This is a genomic window from Hydrocarboniclastica marina, from assembly GCF_004851605.1.
In the GTDB taxonomy this organism is placed as follows: domain Bacteria; phylum Pseudomonadota; class Gammaproteobacteria; order Pseudomonadales; family Oleiphilaceae; genus Hydrocarboniclastica; species Hydrocarboniclastica marina.
The window spans coordinates 335,321-353,117 of record NZ_CP031093.1; the positions used below are offsets into that span (position 1 = coordinate 335,321).

10 protein-coding genes are annotated in these 17,797 nt (G+C 60.2%); 8 read left to right on the top strand and 2 right to left on the bottom strand.

Annotation, left to right across the window (positions count from 1 at the left end; genetic code table 11):
* Positions 1 to 222 precede the first annotated feature (222 nt).
* The gene (locus soil367_RS01545) at positions 223 to 4,263 is read left to right on the top strand and encodes an RHS repeat-associated core domain-containing protein (RefSeq protein ID WP_136546254.1); all 4,041 of its coding nucleotides are present in this window, start codon (positions 223 to 225) and stop codon (positions 4,261 to 4,263) included.
* A 628-nt stretch (positions 4,264 to 4,891) separates the two neighbouring features.
* Here soil367_RS01545 and soil367_RS01550 read toward each other — a convergent pair.
* The gene (locus soil367_RS01550) at positions 4,892 to 6,688 is read right to left on the bottom strand and encodes an ABCB family ABC transporter ATP-binding protein/permease (protein ID WP_136546256.1); all 1,797 of its coding nucleotides are present in this window, start codon (positions 6,686 to 6,688) and stop codon (positions 4,892 to 4,894) included.
* A 288-nt stretch (positions 6,689 to 6,976) separates the two neighbouring features.
* Between soil367_RS01550 and soil367_RS01555 the strand changes: the two genes are divergently transcribed.
* The gene (locus tag soil367_RS01555) at positions 6,977 to 7,720 is read left to right on the top strand and encodes a Crp/Fnr family transcriptional regulator (RefSeq protein ID WP_136546258.1); all 744 of its coding nucleotides are present in this window, start codon (positions 6,977 to 6,979) and stop codon (positions 7,718 to 7,720) included.
* A gap of 69 nt (positions 7,721 to 7,789) precedes the next feature.
* Here soil367_RS01555 and soil367_RS01560 read toward each other — a convergent pair whose 3' ends face one another.
* Positions 7,790 to 8,797 (bottom strand): CobW family GTP-binding protein, encoded by a 1,008-nt coding sequence (locus soil367_RS01560; RefSeq protein ID WP_136546260.1) that lies wholly within the window; start codon positions 8,795 to 8,797, stop codon positions 7,790 to 7,792.
* A 208-nt stretch (positions 8,798 to 9,005) separates the two neighbouring features.
* Between soil367_RS01560 and djlA the strand changes: the two genes are divergently transcribed.
* The 6 genes from djlA to soil367_RS01590 all read left to right on the top strand — a co-directional run bounded on the left by djlA (position 9,006) and on the right by soil367_RS01590 (position 17,783).
* On the top strand, positions 9,006 to 9,773 hold the full coding sequence (gene djlA, locus soil367_RS01565) for a co-chaperone DjlA (protein ID WP_136546262.1): 768 nt from the start codon (positions 9,006 to 9,008) through the stop codon (positions 9,771 to 9,773).
* 318 nt (positions 9,774 to 10,091) lie between these two features.
* Positions 10,092 to 11,855 (top strand): gamma-glutamyltransferase, encoded by a 1,764-nt coding sequence (gene ggt, locus soil367_RS01570; RefSeq protein ID WP_136546264.1) that lies wholly within the window; start codon positions 10,092 to 10,094, stop codon positions 11,853 to 11,855.
* Positions 11,856 to 11,904: 49 nt separating this feature from the next.
* Entirely contained in the window at positions 11,905 to 12,762 is an 858-nt protein-coding gene (locus soil367_RS01575; protein WP_136546266.1) for an ion transporter, read from the top strand.
* Positions 12,763 to 12,983: 221 nt separating this feature from the next.
* Positions 12,984 to 14,750: a VRR-NUC domain-containing protein gene (locus soil367_RS01580; RefSeq protein WP_136546268.1), complete on the top strand. Its 1,767-nt coding sequence runs from the start codon at positions 12,984 to 12,986 to the stop codon at positions 14,748 to 14,750.
* Positions 14,747 to 17,179, top strand: coding sequence for an ATP-dependent DNA helicase (locus soil367_RS01585; RefSeq protein ID WP_136546270.1), 2,433 nt, complete (start codon positions 14,747 to 14,749; stop codon positions 17,177 to 17,179). The genes soil367_RS01580 and soil367_RS01585 overlap by 4 nt, the downstream gene beginning before the upstream one ends.
* Complete coding sequence (locus tag soil367_RS01590; protein WP_136546272.1) at positions 17,172 to 17,783, top strand: DNA-3-methyladenine glycosylase family protein; 612 nt, start codon at positions 17,172 to 17,174, stop codon at positions 17,781 to 17,783. Before soil367_RS01585 ends, soil367_RS01590 begins: the two co-directional genes overlap by 8 nt.
* The last annotated feature ends 14 nt before the right edge of the window (positions 17,784 to 17,797 follow it).

Consider the following 17,797-nt stretch of genomic DNA (forward strand, 5'->3'; position numbering starts at 1 on the left):
GGACTCTGGCTGGCTGCCCGTCGGCCGCCGCCTGCGCGTCCGATAAAACGGGAACGCCCAGAGTCCCCGCAAGCGCTATGGACCTGGAAATTTTGTGTACTGAGGTCGGGCTAGTGCGGAACGTTCAGTTCAGCACTTGATGGTTCGCCCGCACAGGCCGTGCCTGGGAGAGGCGCGGAAGTTTCGCACGGCAATGTATGACGCACAGCAGCAAGGGAACGCATGAGCAGTTTTCGCCTTATCGAAATCGTGTCCGTAGCCGGCGAAGGTTTTGCCTTCGGCCCTGCTGGCGCTGAGGGTGCCGGGCAGCCTTTCAGCCAACGGGGCGCGGACGCCTGGCGTGCCTGGCTGCACCAGACATTCGCCCACAAGTTCGCTGAACAGGCAGGACAGTGGGAGCAAGTCCTTGCCAGTGTTGAGCCTGTTACCCCGGCACTGGCACCCCATATAACGTTCAAACGCGTAGCCAGTCTCATCGATTCGGGCAAATTGCAGGTCAGGCGTTTGCCGGTAGCGACTCCGACCACGACCACTGCCGTTGCCGGTCAGCCTTCGTCTGCCATGCGCTCCCGTGAACCCGACATGGGTCAGGCTGCGCCGCCTGCGCCGAGCGCGACCGCATCCCGGGGGGTATCTAGTGCGAGCGTCGGCCAAGACGCCGCCGGCATGCAGCTCAAGGGCGACCCGGTCGCCCCCGTGAGCGGCGAAGAAATACTGACTCTGGAAGACTTTACTGTGGCGGCCCCCATGCCGCTGCGCTGGCAGCGCTGGTACCGCTCTGGCTATTGCGACCGGGATCTGGGCCTGGGAGCCGGCTGGTTTGCCGAATGTTTGCGATTGATCTGGCAAGACGCCGACGCCACCTGGCTGATCGACAGTGAAGCCCGACCCGTGCGTCTGGCGCTGCTGGCCCGGGGTGAGATTGCCTGGCACGCCATCGGCGGGCAGCGCCTGGAACGCAAGCACGACGACCGCATGTTGCTGACCGAGCGTGACGGGCGTGTCTGGATTTTTGCACCCGATGGGGCGGATGCCTGGCGGCCCACCAGTGTCCAGAATACCCTTGGCCATCAGTGGCTGCTCTTCTACGACGCCCAGCGTCGCCTCACCCGACTCGAGCTGGCGCCCGGCAAGAGCCTGGAGTTTGGTTATGTCTCAGGCCATCGGCTGAACAGCGTCACCCTGCAACAGGATAGTCATAGTCAGAACCTCGTCACCTACGGGTACGATCAGCCCCACGGTAACCTGGCCGCAGCGACGACAGCCAACGGAACCGAACGCTACGGTTACCAGGGCAGCCTGATCACCAGTCGCCGGTTAACCACCGGCTATCACTTCTTCTTCCATTGGGAAGGCCTCGGGCCTGACGCCCGCTGTGTACGAACCCATGGTGAAGACGGCAGCTACGATTTCCGTTTCGCCTATCAGCCCGACAAATTCCAGACCTGCGTCACCGACGCCTTCGGCGCGGAGCAGGTGTTCCACTACGACGAGCAGGGCCGGATCACCGCGCGTCAGGACCCTGATGGTGGCACCCATCAATGGCAATACAATGCCCGCGGGCAGCTTTCAGCCTACCGCCTGCCCGATGGCCGCACCACGAGCTACAGCTTCGATCCCTATGGTCGACCCACGCTTGAGCGTCTGCCAGACGGGCGTGAGCATCACCGGCAGTATAATGCTCTGGGCTTCTGCGTCGGGGAGCAGCTACCTGACGGCAAGATAATCAAACGCCGCTTTGATGCCCTTGGCCGTCTCCTTGGTGAACAGCGCGCGGACGGCAGGATCTGGCAATACCACTACGACGAGAAAGGCTGGCTTAGCGAAGCCTGTAGTGACACCGGCGAAGTCCTGCGGACCGGCTTCAACCGCGATGGCCAATTGATGGCCGCGGAAATCGGCAGCAATCTCAACAGGTATGCATTTGATGCGCAGGGACGGGTACAAGGGCATCTCATCCGCGATCTGGTGACCGAGTATGACTATCAGGACGACCAGGTAAGCGCCGTTCACCAGTACCCCGAGCAGGCGCCCCAGCTCAGGCAAAGCCGCTTCTATAAATACGACAGTGCAGGTCGCCTCACCCGGTTCACCTCGGCCACGGGCGCTGTCCATGCCTATGAATACCAGGGCCTGGCCCGTCCGGTCCGTTACCAGCGGCCGGATGGCAAATCGGTCTTCTACCAATATGATAAAGCCGAGCGCCTCACCGACGTGATTCGTCCGGACGGTGGACGGTGGCAACTGAGATACAACAGCAAAGGCCAGGTCAGTGCCTGCCGCGCCCCCGATGGTCGCCACGTCCAGTTTAGCTACGATGCCGCGGGTGACATTGTGCACCGCGAACAGCCCGGCGACTGGGTTCAGCACCTCAAACGGGATGCCGGTGGCCGTGTGCTGCAGCAGAGCAGCCAGGGCCGCGACCGCGCCCCGGTTACCCGGCAGTTCCAGTATGACAGTTTTGGCCGCCGCCAGACCGCCACCTGCGCCGATCGCCGCCTGAGCTGGTGTTATGACGCTCGCGGACAGATCAGTGAACATCAGCAGGACCAACACAGTGTTCAATATCAATATGGCCCCGGTCAGCGCCTTGAACAGATTCGCCTGCCCGACGGCACGGAAATCCGCTACCACTACGACCGTCTCGGCCGCTGGCACCGTGTCGACATTAACGGCCAGAACCAGCTTCAACGCCAGTTCGACGACCAGGGCCGCGAAACCCTGCGAGAAGCCGGTGCCAATCGCCAGACCCAGGTCTGGGATCGCCACGACCGCCTGATCAATCGCCGCTGGCAGGCGCAGGAGACCTGCGTTCGCCGCTATAGCTGGGATGCCGAATCACGGCTGGAACACTACGAAGACTCACGGGAAGGGAAGCACCAGTTCCAGCGCGACGCCCAGGGACAATTGATCGCTGAAAACGACCAGCCGTTCAGCTATGACGACGGCGGCAACCGAATCGAACAAGCGGCCCAGATCCAGCAGGACCGCCTAATACAGCAAGGGGCGGCCAAGCGCCGGTACGACGCCCTCGGTGCCGAAACCGAAGTGCACGGCCCCAAAACCCAACGCCGCCGCTTCGACGCCGAAGGCCAGCTGATCGAGGTAACTGGCGATGGCCTGCACGTCCAATACGGCTACGATGCCCTCGGCCGCCGTGCATGGCGGAAAAGCGTTGAGGGTGTGGTCACGTACCTCTGGCATAACGATGTGCTTCTGGGGGAACAGCGCGACGGGCAATGGCAGTGGTACATCCGCGACCCCCAGACTGACGCTCCCCTGCTCACGCTCATCAATGGCGAAACGCACTACTACGAGCTGGATTGGCGCCAGGCGCCGGTAAGGCTCTGGAATGAGCGAGGTGGTCAGACCTGGCAGGGCAATGCTGATGCGTGGGGCAAGTACAGGCTCAGGAGCGAGATCAGCCAGTCTATCCGTCTGCCTGGGCAATTTGAGGATGAGCTGACTCAGCTGCACTTCAACCGGTTTCGCGACTACGACCCGAGCATAGGACGATACCTGAGTCCTGACCCCGTAGGGTTAGAGGGAGGAGTTAATAGCTACCGTTACACCCCCAATCCGATAGATTTTATCGATTCGTTGGGGCTTAGCTGTACGTCAACCAATCGTGTGAATTCGTTGCTGGCTGCTGCTCTAGCCTTGGGCATTTCATCAGCTACTAATTCAGAGACAGCTGCGCCCACCCTTTCGGAGCTGCCAAAGCCGCCGTCACTAGCGGGAGCTTTGGCTGACAAAGAGTTCTGGTTAGGCTACGGGGAAGGTGTCAAGAATGTCGGTCTAGCGGCTGGGAAAATGATCCTTGGCGAGTTAAGTGTCTATTCGGGTTGGATCTTGAGTAAGATTCCTGGAGGCGGGCTTACAGGTACATATCTGATGGTAGATGGAGCATCGATCTACGCGGGCGGGATGAGTGATGTCTCCAGCTATTTCTACGGCGAGTCTGTTAACTATGACTTCGTCGGAAACGCATACAGAAATGCGGGCGACTTCTACTTCGACAATGAGGCATATGGCGACGTCGCGAGGAGCTCTGTTGGTATAAGCGCAATTTTCAGAGCAAACACGATACCCGTTACGACGGTTTTTAACGAATCAGATTGGGGAGTTTCAGCGCTGACATACACTGCAAAAGTGCCAGCATATTACACCAGTAACACGGTCCTAAAAGCAGCAGACGCTGTAGGCATCGTCGACGGAGCTCGGACAGTTGCCGATGGATCAACCCCTGACAACGATGAGTAACGTAGAATGTCCTGGTATTCGCTAACTCTAGTAGTCGTCGCGTTCGCAATTCTTGAGATATTGAGTAGTTTGAGCTTCAAAAAACGAAGGAAGGTGTCAGAAGCATCAAGCATAGGGGCTTATATTTTAGGTGCATGGGCTTTCACCGGAGATGAGACATGGGCGGTTGTTTTTGGCGTCGGCCTCCTTCTAGTAGCTGTAATCTGCGATTTGTCGCGCCGAAGAGTTCGGGTCGCAGATCGTTAGTCTCATAGACTGGACTCTTTATTATCGCTGAGCCAGGGCGGGAAATCTGGCTGTCACCAACGTTGGCTAGATTTCGAGACTCGTTCCGAAAATGGGGGCACGAACTCTTCATTTGATTGACATCGCGGTAGGAGTTGGAGACTTGCTCTGCGTTGTCAAGGTTACCTACTTTGGTCCTCCGACCGTTGCAGGTGAAAGTACCTGACTATTCTAATTGTATATAACCTATCGTGGGCTTCTGTTAGGCCGGCTATGCTTGCAGCCATTACGCTGATAATAGCGTCGGGGCTGATGTTCAGGGTGTTTCAACTCATGTCGCAGGAACAGGAGTCATCGGCCTTACCATGATGCAATGCTGTCCGTTACCCACATACCGAAACAATCAATCGAGCTTCCCCTCCCGATTCTGCTGCCTCCAAAGCCCCGCATACTTCCCCCCAGCCTCCAACAACTCCCCATGACTCCCACTCTCCACAATCTGCCCGTCATCCATCACCAGAATAGTATTCGCGTCGCGAATGGTAGATAGCCGGTGGGCGATAACCAGCGTGGTGCGGGTCCGGCTGATCTCGTTGAGCGCGTCCAGTATCGCCTGCTCGGACAGGGAGTCGAGGGAGGAGGTGGCTTCGTCGAGGATCAGTAGCGGTGGGTTTTTGAGGATGACGCGGGCGATGGCGACCCGCTGTTTTTCGCCGCCGGAGAGTTTGAGGCCGCGTTCGCCGACGCGGGTTTGATAGCCCTCCGGCAGCGTTTCGATGAAGCGGTCGAGGTGGGCGAGGCGGGCCGCCTCGTATACCTCGGCTTCGCTCGCGTCGGGGCGGCCATAGGCCAGGTTGCGGAACAGGGTGTCGTTGAACAGGACGGTATCCTGGGGTACGACGCCCAGGGCGTTGCGCAGGCTGCTCTGGGTGACTTCGCGAATGTCCTGCCCATCGATGGTGATGCGGCCACCGTCCACGTCGTAGAAGCGGAACAGCAACCGGGCGAGGGTGGATTTGCCCGCGCCGCTGGCGCCGACGACCGCTATCTTATGGGCGGCGGGGATCGTGAAGGTGACGCCCTTGAGCACGGGTCGGGCGGCCTGGTAGGCGAACTGGACATTCTCAAAGCGGACTTCACCGCCCTGAATCTGCAGGTCCTGGGCGTGCTCTGCGTCCACCACTTTGGGCGCGTCACCCAACAGGCTGAACAGGCGCTCGACATTGACCAGGGCTTGCCTGATTTCCCGGTAGACAAAGCCGAGGGCATTGAGCGGTATAAACAGCTGGATGAGGTAGGCGTTGATCATGGTGAAATCGCCCAGGGTGATTTCGCCGCTGGCGGCCTCAACCGCGGCCATGCCGAGAATGACGACGAGGGCAATGCCGATTATGAGGGACTGGCCGATATTAAGCGTGGCCAGGGAGAGCCGGTTTTTGAGCCGGGCTTTCTCCCAGTCTTCCAGGTCCTGGTCGTAGACTTCGGCTTCAAAAGCTTCGTTATTGAAGTATTTGACCGTCTCGTAGTTGAGCAGGCTGTCGAGGGCGCGGGAGTTCGATTGGTTGTCCCGGGCGTTGGCCTCGCGGACGAAGCGGGTGCGCCACTCGGTGACTTTGATCGAAAACAACACGTACACGATGATAGCCACGACGATCGCGGCGACGTAGCCGGGGTTGAAAGCGACCAGCAAAATGGCTGAGACCAGCAGGATTTCGAGAATGGTCGGTACGATGTTGAACAGCGTGAAGCGCAGCAGAAAGCTGATACCGCCGGTACCGCGTTCCATGTCCCGGGTAAGGCCGCCGGTGTTGCGGTCCAGGTGAAAGGCCAGCTCGCGCTGGTGCAGGTGTCTGAACAGGCGCAGGGAAACCCGTCGCATGGCCCGCTCTGCGACTCTTGCGAAGAGCGCGTCCCGTAGTTCGTTGAACAGTGTGCCACTGAAGCGCAACAGGCCATAAGTGCCGACCAGCAGCAGCGGAATCCATACCAGCAGCTCCCCGTCGCGGCCCTGGTCTAGGTAGTCGACGATGTACTTAAGGGCGATCGGTGTCGCCACGATCGCCAGCTTGGCGATGATCAGGCACGCGCCCGCCAGTGCAACGCGGCCCCGAAACTCGGCCAGATAAGGCCATAGCCCGGCGATAACGCGCCAGTCGGGTTTGTGGTTGGCCGGGTAGTCATTGTCAGCGTAGGCTCGCAAATCAACTCCTTGGTCGCGTTGCCGGGGGCGCCATTAGAGCAGGACTTTCAGCTGCCCAGATAGGCTTATCCTTCAATTTTGGCTTTTCAGTTGGCGTCGTGCCGGGGTTAATCCCTGTAACTCTGGCGTGGTAACTGTCGTCCATCGCATCCATGTATTGGCTGTGTCAGCCTACAACAGAGTGACCCGCTTTCAGTTGAACCAGTTGAACCAGTTGACCGGGTGAAACGGGAGGGCAGAGCCACTATCATGCGAATACAGTCATGTCGCAGGCAAGGAGTGCTAAATATGACTAATGGTATTGATTCACCCGGCGGCCTGATGGTCAGGAAGCTGGAAAGTATCTTCACCCTCACCGACGAGGAGCAGCAGGCACTACGCGACATGCGGATCGAACTCGCGAACGTTGAACCTGACCGGGACATCGTAAGCCTGGGCGACCGTCCTTCACAGACCTGCCTGCTTCTGGACGGCTTCACCTGTGTCTACAAAGGGTCAACGGACGGCAAGCGCCAGATCATGGCGCTGCAAGTCCCGGGAGATATCCCGGACCTGCACAGCTTACACCTGGAGGTTATGGACAGCAGCATCGCCGCTATCAGCCCCTGTAAAGTCGGGTTTATCCAGCACAGCGATTTGCGCCGGGTGTGCGAACGTTACCCTCGCATTGCCGCGGCCTTCTGGCGCGAGACGCTGGTGGATGCCTCGATATTCCGCGAATGGCTGCTGAATATCGGGCGGCGCAAGACCTACAGCCGGATGGCCCACCTGCTCTGTGAGCTTCTGTTCCGCCTGAGGGCGGTGGGACTTGTCGAGAGTGGCACGTTCGACCTGCCGATTACACAGGTTGAGCTGGCGGACCTGTTGGGCACCAGCCCCGTACATGCCAACCGCGTCATTCAGGCGCTTCGCGCCGATGGATTGATACGGACACAGGGAAAAACATTGACTGTTCCCGATTTGGCGAAGCTGGTGAAAGCGGGCGACTTTGACCCGCTGTATCTCCACCTGAAGGAAAACGAAACCGCCTGAGCGGCCAGAGCCACAGGCACGTCTCGGCGGATACAGGGCCTTTGAGCGATAGCGCGTGAGCGTTAGTGGTTAACGCGAATCGGTTATCAGGCAAGCCTTTAAGGCCTGGTCCAGTGCTCCAGCATCCAGCGGTTCTGAGGCGATGATCTCCAGCCGGCTGTCGGGCGCCTCTGGCAAATGCCAGGACTGGGCCATGCCGTCCGCGACGTTGACGGCGAGCCAGCCATCGTTGGTCCGGACTACACCTTTGCAGCGGAGCCAGTCGCCGTGGCAGAAGGCGAGCAGTGACTCGGCGTTGAATCGGTAATCTGGCGCAATCCGCCAGCCAAGGCTGAAGTGCCCGTCGCCGCTATTGCTGGCCTGGTGCCAGGGTTCTGTGGTTTCTGCCTCTGCCTGCGCTGCAGCATGCTCCGCCGCGCCCGGGCCATGGCGGTGTGCATGGGCGTGGGGGTGACTTAGCGGGCGTGATTGGGCTGGCTCAGGAAAAGTTTCAAGCAGCTCCACCGGGATACGGCCCTGGCTGACCTCGGCCAGGGCCGCTTTGGTCGGCGTGAGCGATGCGGCCCACTGGCGGTAGTTGTTGAGGGTGTCCTCATCGCAGAGGTCGAGCTTGTTGGCGATCAGGATATCCGCGGCGGCCACCTGGTCAACGAAGTTCGCGTGCGCCCGTACCCGTGGGTCATGCAGTTTGCGCGGGTCGACCAGGCAAAGGGAGGATCCCAGCGCCAGAACATCCCGGTAAAACTCGCCTTCAAGCAGCGCCAGTATCCGCGCCGGATGCCCCAGGCCGGTGGGTTCGATCAGCAGGCGGTCGGGTCGCTCCCGGCCGATCAGCAGGTTCAGGCCAATTTGCATCGGTACACCCGCGACACAGCACATGCAGCCGCCGGGCACCTCGCGCACGCGCACGCCTTCCTGCTCCAGCAGGGTGCCGTCTATCCCTACTTCGCCAAACTCATTCACCAGAACGGCCCAGCGCTCCCCGGCCGGGCGTTGGGAAAGTATGTGACGGATGGCGGTCGTTTTGCCGACGCCAAGAAAACCCATAATGAGGTGGGTAGGGATTGGTGCTTGCATGGTTGAGCCTGGTGAGAGAACGGTATTGAGACTGGTAAGTGAGCGATCGGCAACAGTTATAGCGGTCTCATCTGCCGGTAACAACCCGCGTTTCTCTTGCCTGCCCAATCTCCAGGGCTGCCTCGTCGTACAGACCTTGCCGACACGCAATAAACTCCTCTACAGTTCGCGCTGAAATCATCACACAGAACAGGTAAGCTAGCGCCCCATGTTAATTGCCATCCTCATCGGGGCCCTGCTGGGCTACCAACTCGGCCGTGTACCGGGAATGATCGCCGGGATCTTCCTGGCGATCTGGCTCGCGCGCAAACTGAAGACCCAGTTGCGTAGCGGTATCGCGCAGGTCCAGACCCAGTTCCTTGAGTCTACCTTTGCCGTCATGGGCGCGATGTGCAAGGCCGATGGCAGCGTCAGTCGCGATGAGATAAAGGTGGCCGAAGCCCTCTTTGACAAGCTCCGGCTGTCGGCGCAGCAGAGGGACATTGCGAAGGCGGCGTTCGGTCGCGGCAAGTCTGCTGATTTCGACCTGGACGCTGAACTGGACAACGTCAAGCGCGTTACCCGGGGACAGAGCGCGCTGATCCAGATGTTCCTTCAGGTGCAGCTGTCGGCGGTGGCGGCGGACGGGGAAATGCATCCGGCTGAGCATGAGATGCTGATCCGTATCGGCCGGCGGTTGGGTTTGCCCGACGCGGAGATACGCCGGCTGGAAGCAATGTTTCGCGGAGCCCGGGGCGCGGGCGGCGGCGCGTCGACCCAGAGCCAGCTTGACGACGCCTACGAAGTGCTGGGCGTGGCCTCCGATGTCAGCGATGCTGAACTCAAGCGGGCGTATCGTCGCCTGATGAGCCAGAACCATCCTGATAAGTTGGCCAGCAAGGGTCTGCCCGACAGTATGCGTGAGATGGCGGAACAGAAGACCCGGGAAATCAGCCACGCCTACGACATTATCAAGCGCGCACGGGACTCAGCGTAGCCAGCGCCCGTCAGCAAAACGCTGTTGCTGGGCAGCCACCTCGATTTTACCCCTCCGTTGTGATATCCAATCGTTGTTGTGATATTTGAACATTGTTGTGGTACTCGAACACTGTTTTGGTACGCAAAAAACTGTTGTGGTACGCAAAAAACTGTTGTGGTACCCAGAAACTGTTGTGTTATCAAATGCCGTCTGGGCTTCACGCCGCTTTGTTCGCATCGCCGTGTCAGCATCGTAGTCGCGTTAGGATGTGTTTTCGTGGCTCGCGCCTGAGGCTTCCGTTCGGGATCCCGGCCATTCAACAGGAGGAATCCAGCGATGCGGTGGATAGGTATCTTCTTGCTTCTGCTGACACCGTCATTCGTGACGGCGCAGGCATTGCCCGAGGCGGTAAAGGCCTCGAAGGAAATGATTGTCACCGCCAACCCGCTCGCGACGGCCGCGGGCGCGCAAATGCTGAAAGCCGGCGGATCAGCGGTCGATGCGATGGTCGCCGCGCAAACGGTGCTGGGCCTGGTGGAACCCCAGTCCAGCGGGATCGGCGGCGGGGCCTTTGTACTGTACTTCGATGCTGAATCCGGGCAGACCACAACCCTGGACGCCCGCGAGACTGCGCCTGCAGCCGCCGCGCCTGACCGCTTTCTGAACGACGACGGTAAACCGCTTGGTTTCATTCCTGCCTGGCAGAGTGGGCTATCGGTAGGTGTGCCGGGGGTGCCCAAGGCCCTGGAACACCTGCACGAAAAGCACGGGCGGCTGCCCTGGTCGCAGCTGTTCCATCCTGCGATTAAGCTGGCGGAAGAAGGCTACGAACTGACCGGACGAACCAGCGATCAGGTTGGCGATCTGTTGGCGCGAAACCCATCTTGCGAAGCTTCCGAAAGGCTGTTCTTCCGCGACCCCGAGGCGTTCCGTTATTTCGTTGATGCTGAAAGCTGCAGCGCCAGGCCGGCCGGGACCCCTATGCGCAATCCAGACTACGGGCAGACGCTGCGCCTGATGGCCGAGCAGGGCGCTGAAGCGTTCTATACCGGTGATATTGCAACCGACATCGTTGACGCCGTCCGGAGCGACCCGAACATTCCGGGGGATATGGCCACAAAAGACCTGGCAGCGTATTCGGTAGTTGAACGAGAGCCCGTGTGCATTTCCTACCGTAAACACAACGTCTGCGGCATGGGGCCGCCGTCATCAGGTGGGCTGGCTGTGGGCCAGATCCTGGGGATTCTGGAACAATTCGATCTGGCGGCGTTTGAGGACCCGCTGGCCGCTGAGGCGATCCATCTCTTCAGCCAGGCCAACAGGCTGGCATTCGCGGACCGCAACCAGTATGTCGCTGACTCGGACTTTGTTGCCGTGCCGGTCGTGGGGATGCTGGACCGCGACTACCTTGCCAGCCGCGCCAAGCTGATAGGCAAGCACGATATGGGCGAAGCCAAGGCAGGGGATCCGCCCGGTGTGGATGTCGGCGAAGGCGCCGACAAACGGACCAAGGACAGCGGCACCAGCCACATCGCCATTGTCGACCAGTACGGCAACGCCTTATCCATGACTACCTCGGTTGAAGCTTCGTTCGGTAACGGTGTGATGGTCCCGGGACGCGGCTTTTTGCTGAACAATCAACTGACGGACTTTTCCTTTGCACCGACAGATGCTGAAGGCGAGCCGGTCGCCAATAGGGTAGGGACAGGCAAACGCCCGCGCAGCTCCATGTCGCCTACACTGATTTTCGATCCGGCCGGCAAGCTCAAGTACGTCACCGGCTCGCCCGGCGGGTCGAGGATAATCGGCTACACAGGCCAGTCCATTATCAACATGATCGATTTTGACCTGAACCCCCAGGAGGCGATCAATGTCCCGCATTATATGAACCGAAACGGTGCTACGACTGACCTGGAGCGGCCTATCCCGGGCATTACCCGCAATTATCCGGTTCAGGAAATAGTCAGCAGGCTACAGCAGCGAAAACACGCAGTTGAGGTACTGCCGCAGACGAGCGGCCTGTCCGTTATCCGGGTAGACGAGGAAGGGCTGACCGGCGGGCGGGACCTTCGGCGGGATGGGGCGGCTGGTGGTCGGTAAAGCCGCCACCGAGAGTGAACTCGGGCTTGATGAGAGTGTAAGGGGCTGAATGAAGCCAGAAGCAAACTTGCGTAAGCGCATCTTCCAGATCATTTTCGAGTCGGACACGCCGGCAGCCAAGGGTTTTGACATTGCCCTGGCTGGGCTTATTTTTATCAGCGTGGCGGTGGTCCTGCTTGACAGCGTGAGCGACTATCACAACAGCTACGGCACGTTTTTCAGCCAGCTTGAATGGGCGATTACGGTCATTTTCACCATCGAGCTGGCGCTTCGGATCTATTGCCTGGATAAGCCGTGGCAGTACCTCAAAAGCTTTTACGGGGTGGTGGATGTGATTTCGGTACTGCCCACCTGGCTCGTGCTTTTTTTCCCGGGGGCGCAGGCATTGCTGGTTGTTCGTTTGCTGCGAACGCTCAGGCTGTTCCGGGTGCTGGATCTGATGGCACTGCATGGCGAGGGGCGGCTTTTGGTAGACGCGTTGAAACGCAGCCGAGGGCAGATTTTCCTTTTCCTGTTTACGGTACTGATGGTCGTTACGATTTTTTCGTCAGTGCTCTACCTGATCGAACCCGCAGAGGCGGGGTTCACCAGTATTCCCAAAGCCATGTACTGGGGAATCGTCACCCTGACTACGGTTGGCTACGGCGATATCACGCCAATTACGCCCTGGGGGCAGTTTATCTCGGTCATGATCATGCTGGGGGGGTACTCGATCATCGCCGTGCCTGCTGGGGTTTTTTCAGCCGAGGTGATCCGTTCGCTACGGGCCGAGCAATACTCGAACGAATCATGCCCGGGGTGCGGGAAAGACAGGCACGAGAGAAACGCGCGCTACTGCAACTGGTGCGGTACCTGGCTCAACGAAGACACCCGGGACCCGCGTTACGTCCTCCACAACGAAGACTAGGTCAATCCGCTCACGGGCTGTTTTCTCGCCCTCTTCTTTCAGCGTTAGCTCAGCCAGGCCAGTCCGGATAGGCCTGAGCTGGCCTGGCAAGCCACGCCTCGATTGCCGGCCCGCAGGACGGGCGGAAGAAGCACTTCCACACGGGAAATCGCGTTTGTAAGCCGGAAGTCCGGGTTGCTATCATTGTATATTTATACAGTTATTTCAGGTTGCCGGACCCCATGCAAACACTGGAAGACCCCTTCTACTACCTCGCCAACTTTGAGCACGTGCTTGAATGGCTCCGCGCGCGTTATCCTGACCTTCTCAGTAGTGATGAGTTGGCGTTTATCGACGAGTTCCTGCAGGTGCCCCGGTCGTCGCGCGCGCTGCTGGTGAGAATGGTCATGCGCAAGGGCACACGCTTTCGGGTCGGTAAACTGAACTACCCGGAGATCGGCCCAGCATCGAAGGCGGTAAAACCACTGGTTGAGAAAGGGTGGGTCGCGGCTGATCCTGTGCTCGAGCTTGCGCAGTTGTTCAGTCTGTTTACCAAGCCTGAACTGGTCAAGGCTTTCGCGGGCATTGTCGATCGCCCAAACGCAGCCAAAAGTGAGCTGTTCCAACAGGTCGGTGAGCAGGACGCGGGCCCTTACAGGCTCAGCCAGTGGTGGCCGGACGCGGGGGACACCGTTTTTGAGCTGACCATCATGGAAATGAGCGAGCGCTTCCGGCTGATGTTTTTCGGCAATCTGCGCCAGACATGGTCTGAGTTCGTGCTGGCGGATCTGGGCCTGTATCGGTTCGAGACCGTTGAGTTTTCGCCCGCGTCCCGGGCTTTCCAGTGCCGGGGAGAGGTGGATGAATATCTGCATCTGTACCAGTGTCGTGAGCAGCTGGAAGCTTTTCGGGGCCAAGCCGAAAACGAACCCGATGCTCTGGAACAGGTCCTTGAGCGTATCCCGACCGAAGCGAGCGAGAATGCCTGGCTTGAGGCCCGGCGCGCGCGATTGCTTTATCAGGCGGCATACCATTGTGAGCGATGTGGCGAGCTGGAACGCGCCCTGGAACTTTATGGCCTTTGCAGTCATGCGGAAGCGCGGGTTCGGCGTATTCGTGTACTCGAGCGTCTGGGTGACCCGGAGGCAGCGTTGAGCCTCGCCCGGGAGGCTCGGCTGTCGCCTTGTGATGCTGCCGAAAGTCAGCACATCGCGCGTATCCTGCCGCGGCTGCACCGCAAACTGGGATTGCCAGGATTACCCCGTCATGTTCAGGCGCCCGTAGAACGGGTGGATCTGGTGCTGCCTCGCCCCGTTTCGCCTATGGATGCCGACACGTCAGTCGGCGTCGAGCTTGCCGTGCTTGAATACCTCAACCAATCGGAGAGCCCGGTCTGGTATGTTGAGAATACGCTGATCAACGCGTTGTTCGGGCTGCTCTGTTGGGACATCATCTTTGCGCCGGTTCCCGGGGCGTTCTTTCACCGCTTCCATAGTGGCCCCGCGGACCTGCTGCGGCCGGACTTCGTGCCGCGGCGTGCCGGGCGCTTTGAGCAGCAGCTTGCGCTTCTGGATACTGGGGCATACAAGAACGCCATCCGCGAGAAGTATGCGGCCAAGTTTGGACTGCAATCGCCCTTCGTTCACTGGCACGGCCTCACCGAAACCCTGCTCGAGCAGGCGTTAGCCTGTCTTCCAGCGGCGCACTTGCGCGCCTGGTTTGAACGCTTGCTGGAGGATATCAAGGCCAACCGCGCCGGCATGCCTGACCTGATCCGTTTCTGGCCTGCGGAGCGGCGCTATCAGATGATCGAAGTGAAAGGTCCCGGTGATCGTCTGCAGGATAATCAGCTGCGCTGGCTGGCCTTTTGTGCAGAGCACGACATGCCGGTGCAGGTCTGCTATGTGCAGTGGGAGGAGGAAGCAGGGGCTAACGCGTCGCCCTATGAGGAGCCCGGCCAACGTAGCTCGCCCCTGAAACGCAGGCTGCCTGACGGGCAAACCCCTTGAGCTACCGCGTCGCGGTTCGGGCCCTGTGTGAGTTTACCGCCAAAACCGGTGACCTCGACCTGCGGTTTACCCCGAGCCCCAGCGCACAGGAAGGCATAGCCGGCCACGGCACCGTCGCGAAACGGCGTGGCGCGGGCTACGAGTCGGAAATCCCTCTTCAGGGCGATTATGAGGCACTCCAGGTGCGCGGGCGGGCCGATGGCTACGATCCGGCCCGGAACCAACTTGAGGAGGTCAAAACCTACCGTGGTGACCTGAGTCGGATGCCCGACAACCAGCGCCAGTTGCATTGGGCCCAGGCCAAGGTCTACGGCTGGCTTTTATGCCGGGAGCGGCAATTGTCCGGCATTGACCTGGCCCTGGTGTACTTCAATATCGTCAGTCAGACCGAGACGGTGCTGGTTGAGCATTTTAGCGCCGAGGTGCTTCGGCGTTTTTTCGAGTCCCAATGCCGGATTTTCGTGGATTGGGCCGAGCAGGAACTGGTCCATCAGACGTCCCGCAGTAATGCACTGGTCGCGATGACATTTCCCCATGGGGACTTCCGCGCTGGGCAGCGTTCCCTGGCCGAAGCGGTTTATAAGTCTGCAGGTGTCGGCTGCGCGCTTCTGGCCCAGGCGCCGACGGGTATCGGCAAAACCATCGGCACGCTTTTCCCGTTGCTGAAAGCGATGCCGGTCCAGCGCCTCGACCGGCTCTTTTATCTGGCGGCAAAGACCCCGGGGCGTCGGCTTGCTCTGGACGCATTGCAACGGCTTCGCGAACAGATGCCGGATTTGCGCGTACTGGAACTGGTAGCCAGGGACAAAGCCTGCGAGTACCCCGACCGCGCCTGCAACGGCGAATCCTGCCCGTTGGCCCGGGGGTTCTATGACCGGTTGCCGGCTGCGCGCGAAGCAGCCTTGCAGGGACAGTTGCTGGACCGGGCGGGGGTGAGGAAGGTCGCCTTGGCACACGATATCTGCCCGTACTACCTGAGCCAGGAGTTGGCCCGCTGGGCCGATGTGGTGGTGGGCGACTACAACTATTATTTTGACACCAGCGCCATGCTCTACGCCCTGGCCCTCGGCAATCAGTGGCGCGTCGGTGTACTGGTCGACGAGGCCCACAATCTGGTGGAGCGGGCGCGCAGCATGTATACCGCCGAGCTCGACCAGCGCACGTTTCGGGCTGTGCGCAAAGCAGCACCCGAAACACTGCGCAAATCCTTCGATCGGATCAACCGCCAGTGGAACAGCCTCAACAAAAGTTTTAGCCAAAGCCAGGCGCAGGCATACCAGGTCCAGCCCCGTCTGCCCCTGGCCCTGCTGGCCGCTCTCCAGGGCGCCGTTGGCGCCATTACGGACTACCTGACCGAAAATCCGGGCGCTGACCCTGCTTTGCAGAGCTTCTACTTTGACGCCCTGCACTTCGGCAGAATCGCAGCACTGGCTGAGGCACCCGCAACCGCGGGCGAACAGGATGCCGAGACTGATCGTGAGAACCAGGGGTCATTGCAGCCGGACTTTATCTGCGACCTGACCAGACTTTCCGATCGAGGCGATCGGACAGGTCGGGGAGCCACATCCGTCATCTGCCTGCGAAACCTTGTGCCTGCGCGCGTCCTCCGCCCGCGGTTCGACGCAGCACAGTCGTCAGTCATGTTCTCGGCGACGCTGACACCCCGCCATTACTACAGTGACCTGCTGGGATTGCCGGAACGCACTGCCTGGCTTGAGGTGGAGTCGCCTTTCCAGGCGGAGCAACTATCGGTGCGTATAATCGACGGGGTCTCCACGCGCTTTAGGGACCGCGGTACGTCAGTGCAACCCATTGTCACTTTAATGGCCCACCAATACGCCGCGCAGCCTGGCAACTATCTCGCATTCTTCAGCAGCTTCGATTACCTCGAGCAGGTCCTTGCACGCTTTCGCGCCGAATTCCCCGGTATCCCCGTGACAGAGCAGGCCAGGCGCATGGATGAGCCGGCCCGGCAGGCGTTCCTGGATCAGTTCGACCCCGGCGCCAGGCAGATCGGCTTCGCGGTACTCGGCGGCGCTTTTGCTGAGGGTGTTGATCTGCCGGGCGACCGGCTTGTCGGCGCCTTCATAGCGACCCTCGGCTTGCCCCAGCTCAATGCGGTAAACGAGCAATTACGGCAACGTATGGGTACGCTGTTTGGCAAGGGATACGATTACGCCTACCTCTATCCGGGCCTGCGCAAAGTGGTGCAGGCGGCAGGGCGGGTGATCCGGACGACCAGCGACCGGGGCGTGGTTTACCTGATAGACGACCGTTTCGCCCAGCCACAGGTCCGAAAGCTGTTACCTGGCTGGTGGCAGCCCCGGATCGGCCAGGCTTCCGGCTCACACTCGACGCGCAACACGCGATCTTCACGGCCAGCGGAGACAGGCCAAAAGCGACAGGATCCAGGACAGCAGCATGGATGAACGTATCATCAGCCAGGGCATGCAGGCGCTCGCGGACTGTGACCCTGATGTTGCCACCGCCTTGCAGGCGATGGGTCCGCCACCGCCGCGCATACGCCCGGCCGGGTTCGAAACTTTCCTCGCGACGATCGTCAGTCAGCAGCTTTCTACCCATGCGGCGCGGGCGATCATGGGCCGGGTGGTGGCGCTGCTGCCGGAACGGTCCGCGGCGGCGCTTCTGGAGGTTGACGATGAGGTGTTGCGCGGGGCAGGGTTGTCCTATCGGAAGGTGGAGTATGCCAAGGGGCTCGCGCGCGCGGTCACCGAGTCCCGTTTCGACATCGCCGGGCTGGCCGCCATGACCGATGCTGAAGCGGTCGCGGCGATCACGGCACTGCGGGGGTTTGGTCGCTGGAGCGCCGAAATCTACCTGATGTTTTCGCTGGGCCGACGGGACATTTTCCCTGCCGACGACCTGGCCCTGCAGGTAGCGCTGGGTCGGCTCAAGCAACTGGAGAAGCGGCCGACGCCGAAGCAGGCCCGGGAACTGGTGGCCCACTGGGCGCCATGGCGGAGTGTCGGATCACTGTTTTTGTGGCATTTCTATCAGGGCGCACCCAACTGAAACGGTAAATCATT

Bases quoted from the DNA above. Each gene is read 5' to 3' on its own strand.
- soil367_RS01545 (WP_136546254.1), top strand. From the start codon at position 223: ATGAGCAGTTTTCGCCTTATCGAAATCGTGTCCGTAGCCGGCGAAGGT.
- soil367_RS01555 (WP_136546258.1), top strand. From the start codon at position 6,977: ATGACTAATGGTATTGATTCACCCGGCGGCCTGATGGTCAGGAAGCTG.
- soil367_RS01560 (WP_136546260.1), bottom strand. From the start codon at position 8,797: ATGCAAGCACCAATCCCTACCCACCTCATTATGGGTTTTCTTGGCGTC.
- djlA (WP_136546262.1), top strand. From the start codon at position 9,006: ATGTTAATTGCCATCCTCATCGGGGCCCTGCTGGGCTACCAACTCGGC.
- ggt (WP_136546264.1), top strand. From the start codon at position 10,092: ATGCGGTGGATAGGTATCTTCTTGCTTCTGCTGACACCGTCATTCGTG.
- soil367_RS01575 (WP_136546266.1), top strand. From the start codon at position 11,905: ATGAAGCCAGAAGCAAACTTGCGTAAGCGCATCTTCCAGATCATTTTC.
- soil367_RS01580 (WP_136546268.1), top strand. From the start codon at position 12,984: ATGCAAACACTGGAAGACCCCTTCTACTACCTCGCCAACTTTGAGCAC.
- soil367_RS01590 (WP_136546272.1), top strand. From the start codon at position 17,172: ATGGATGAACGTATCATCAGCCAGGGCATGCAGGCGCTCGCGGACTGT.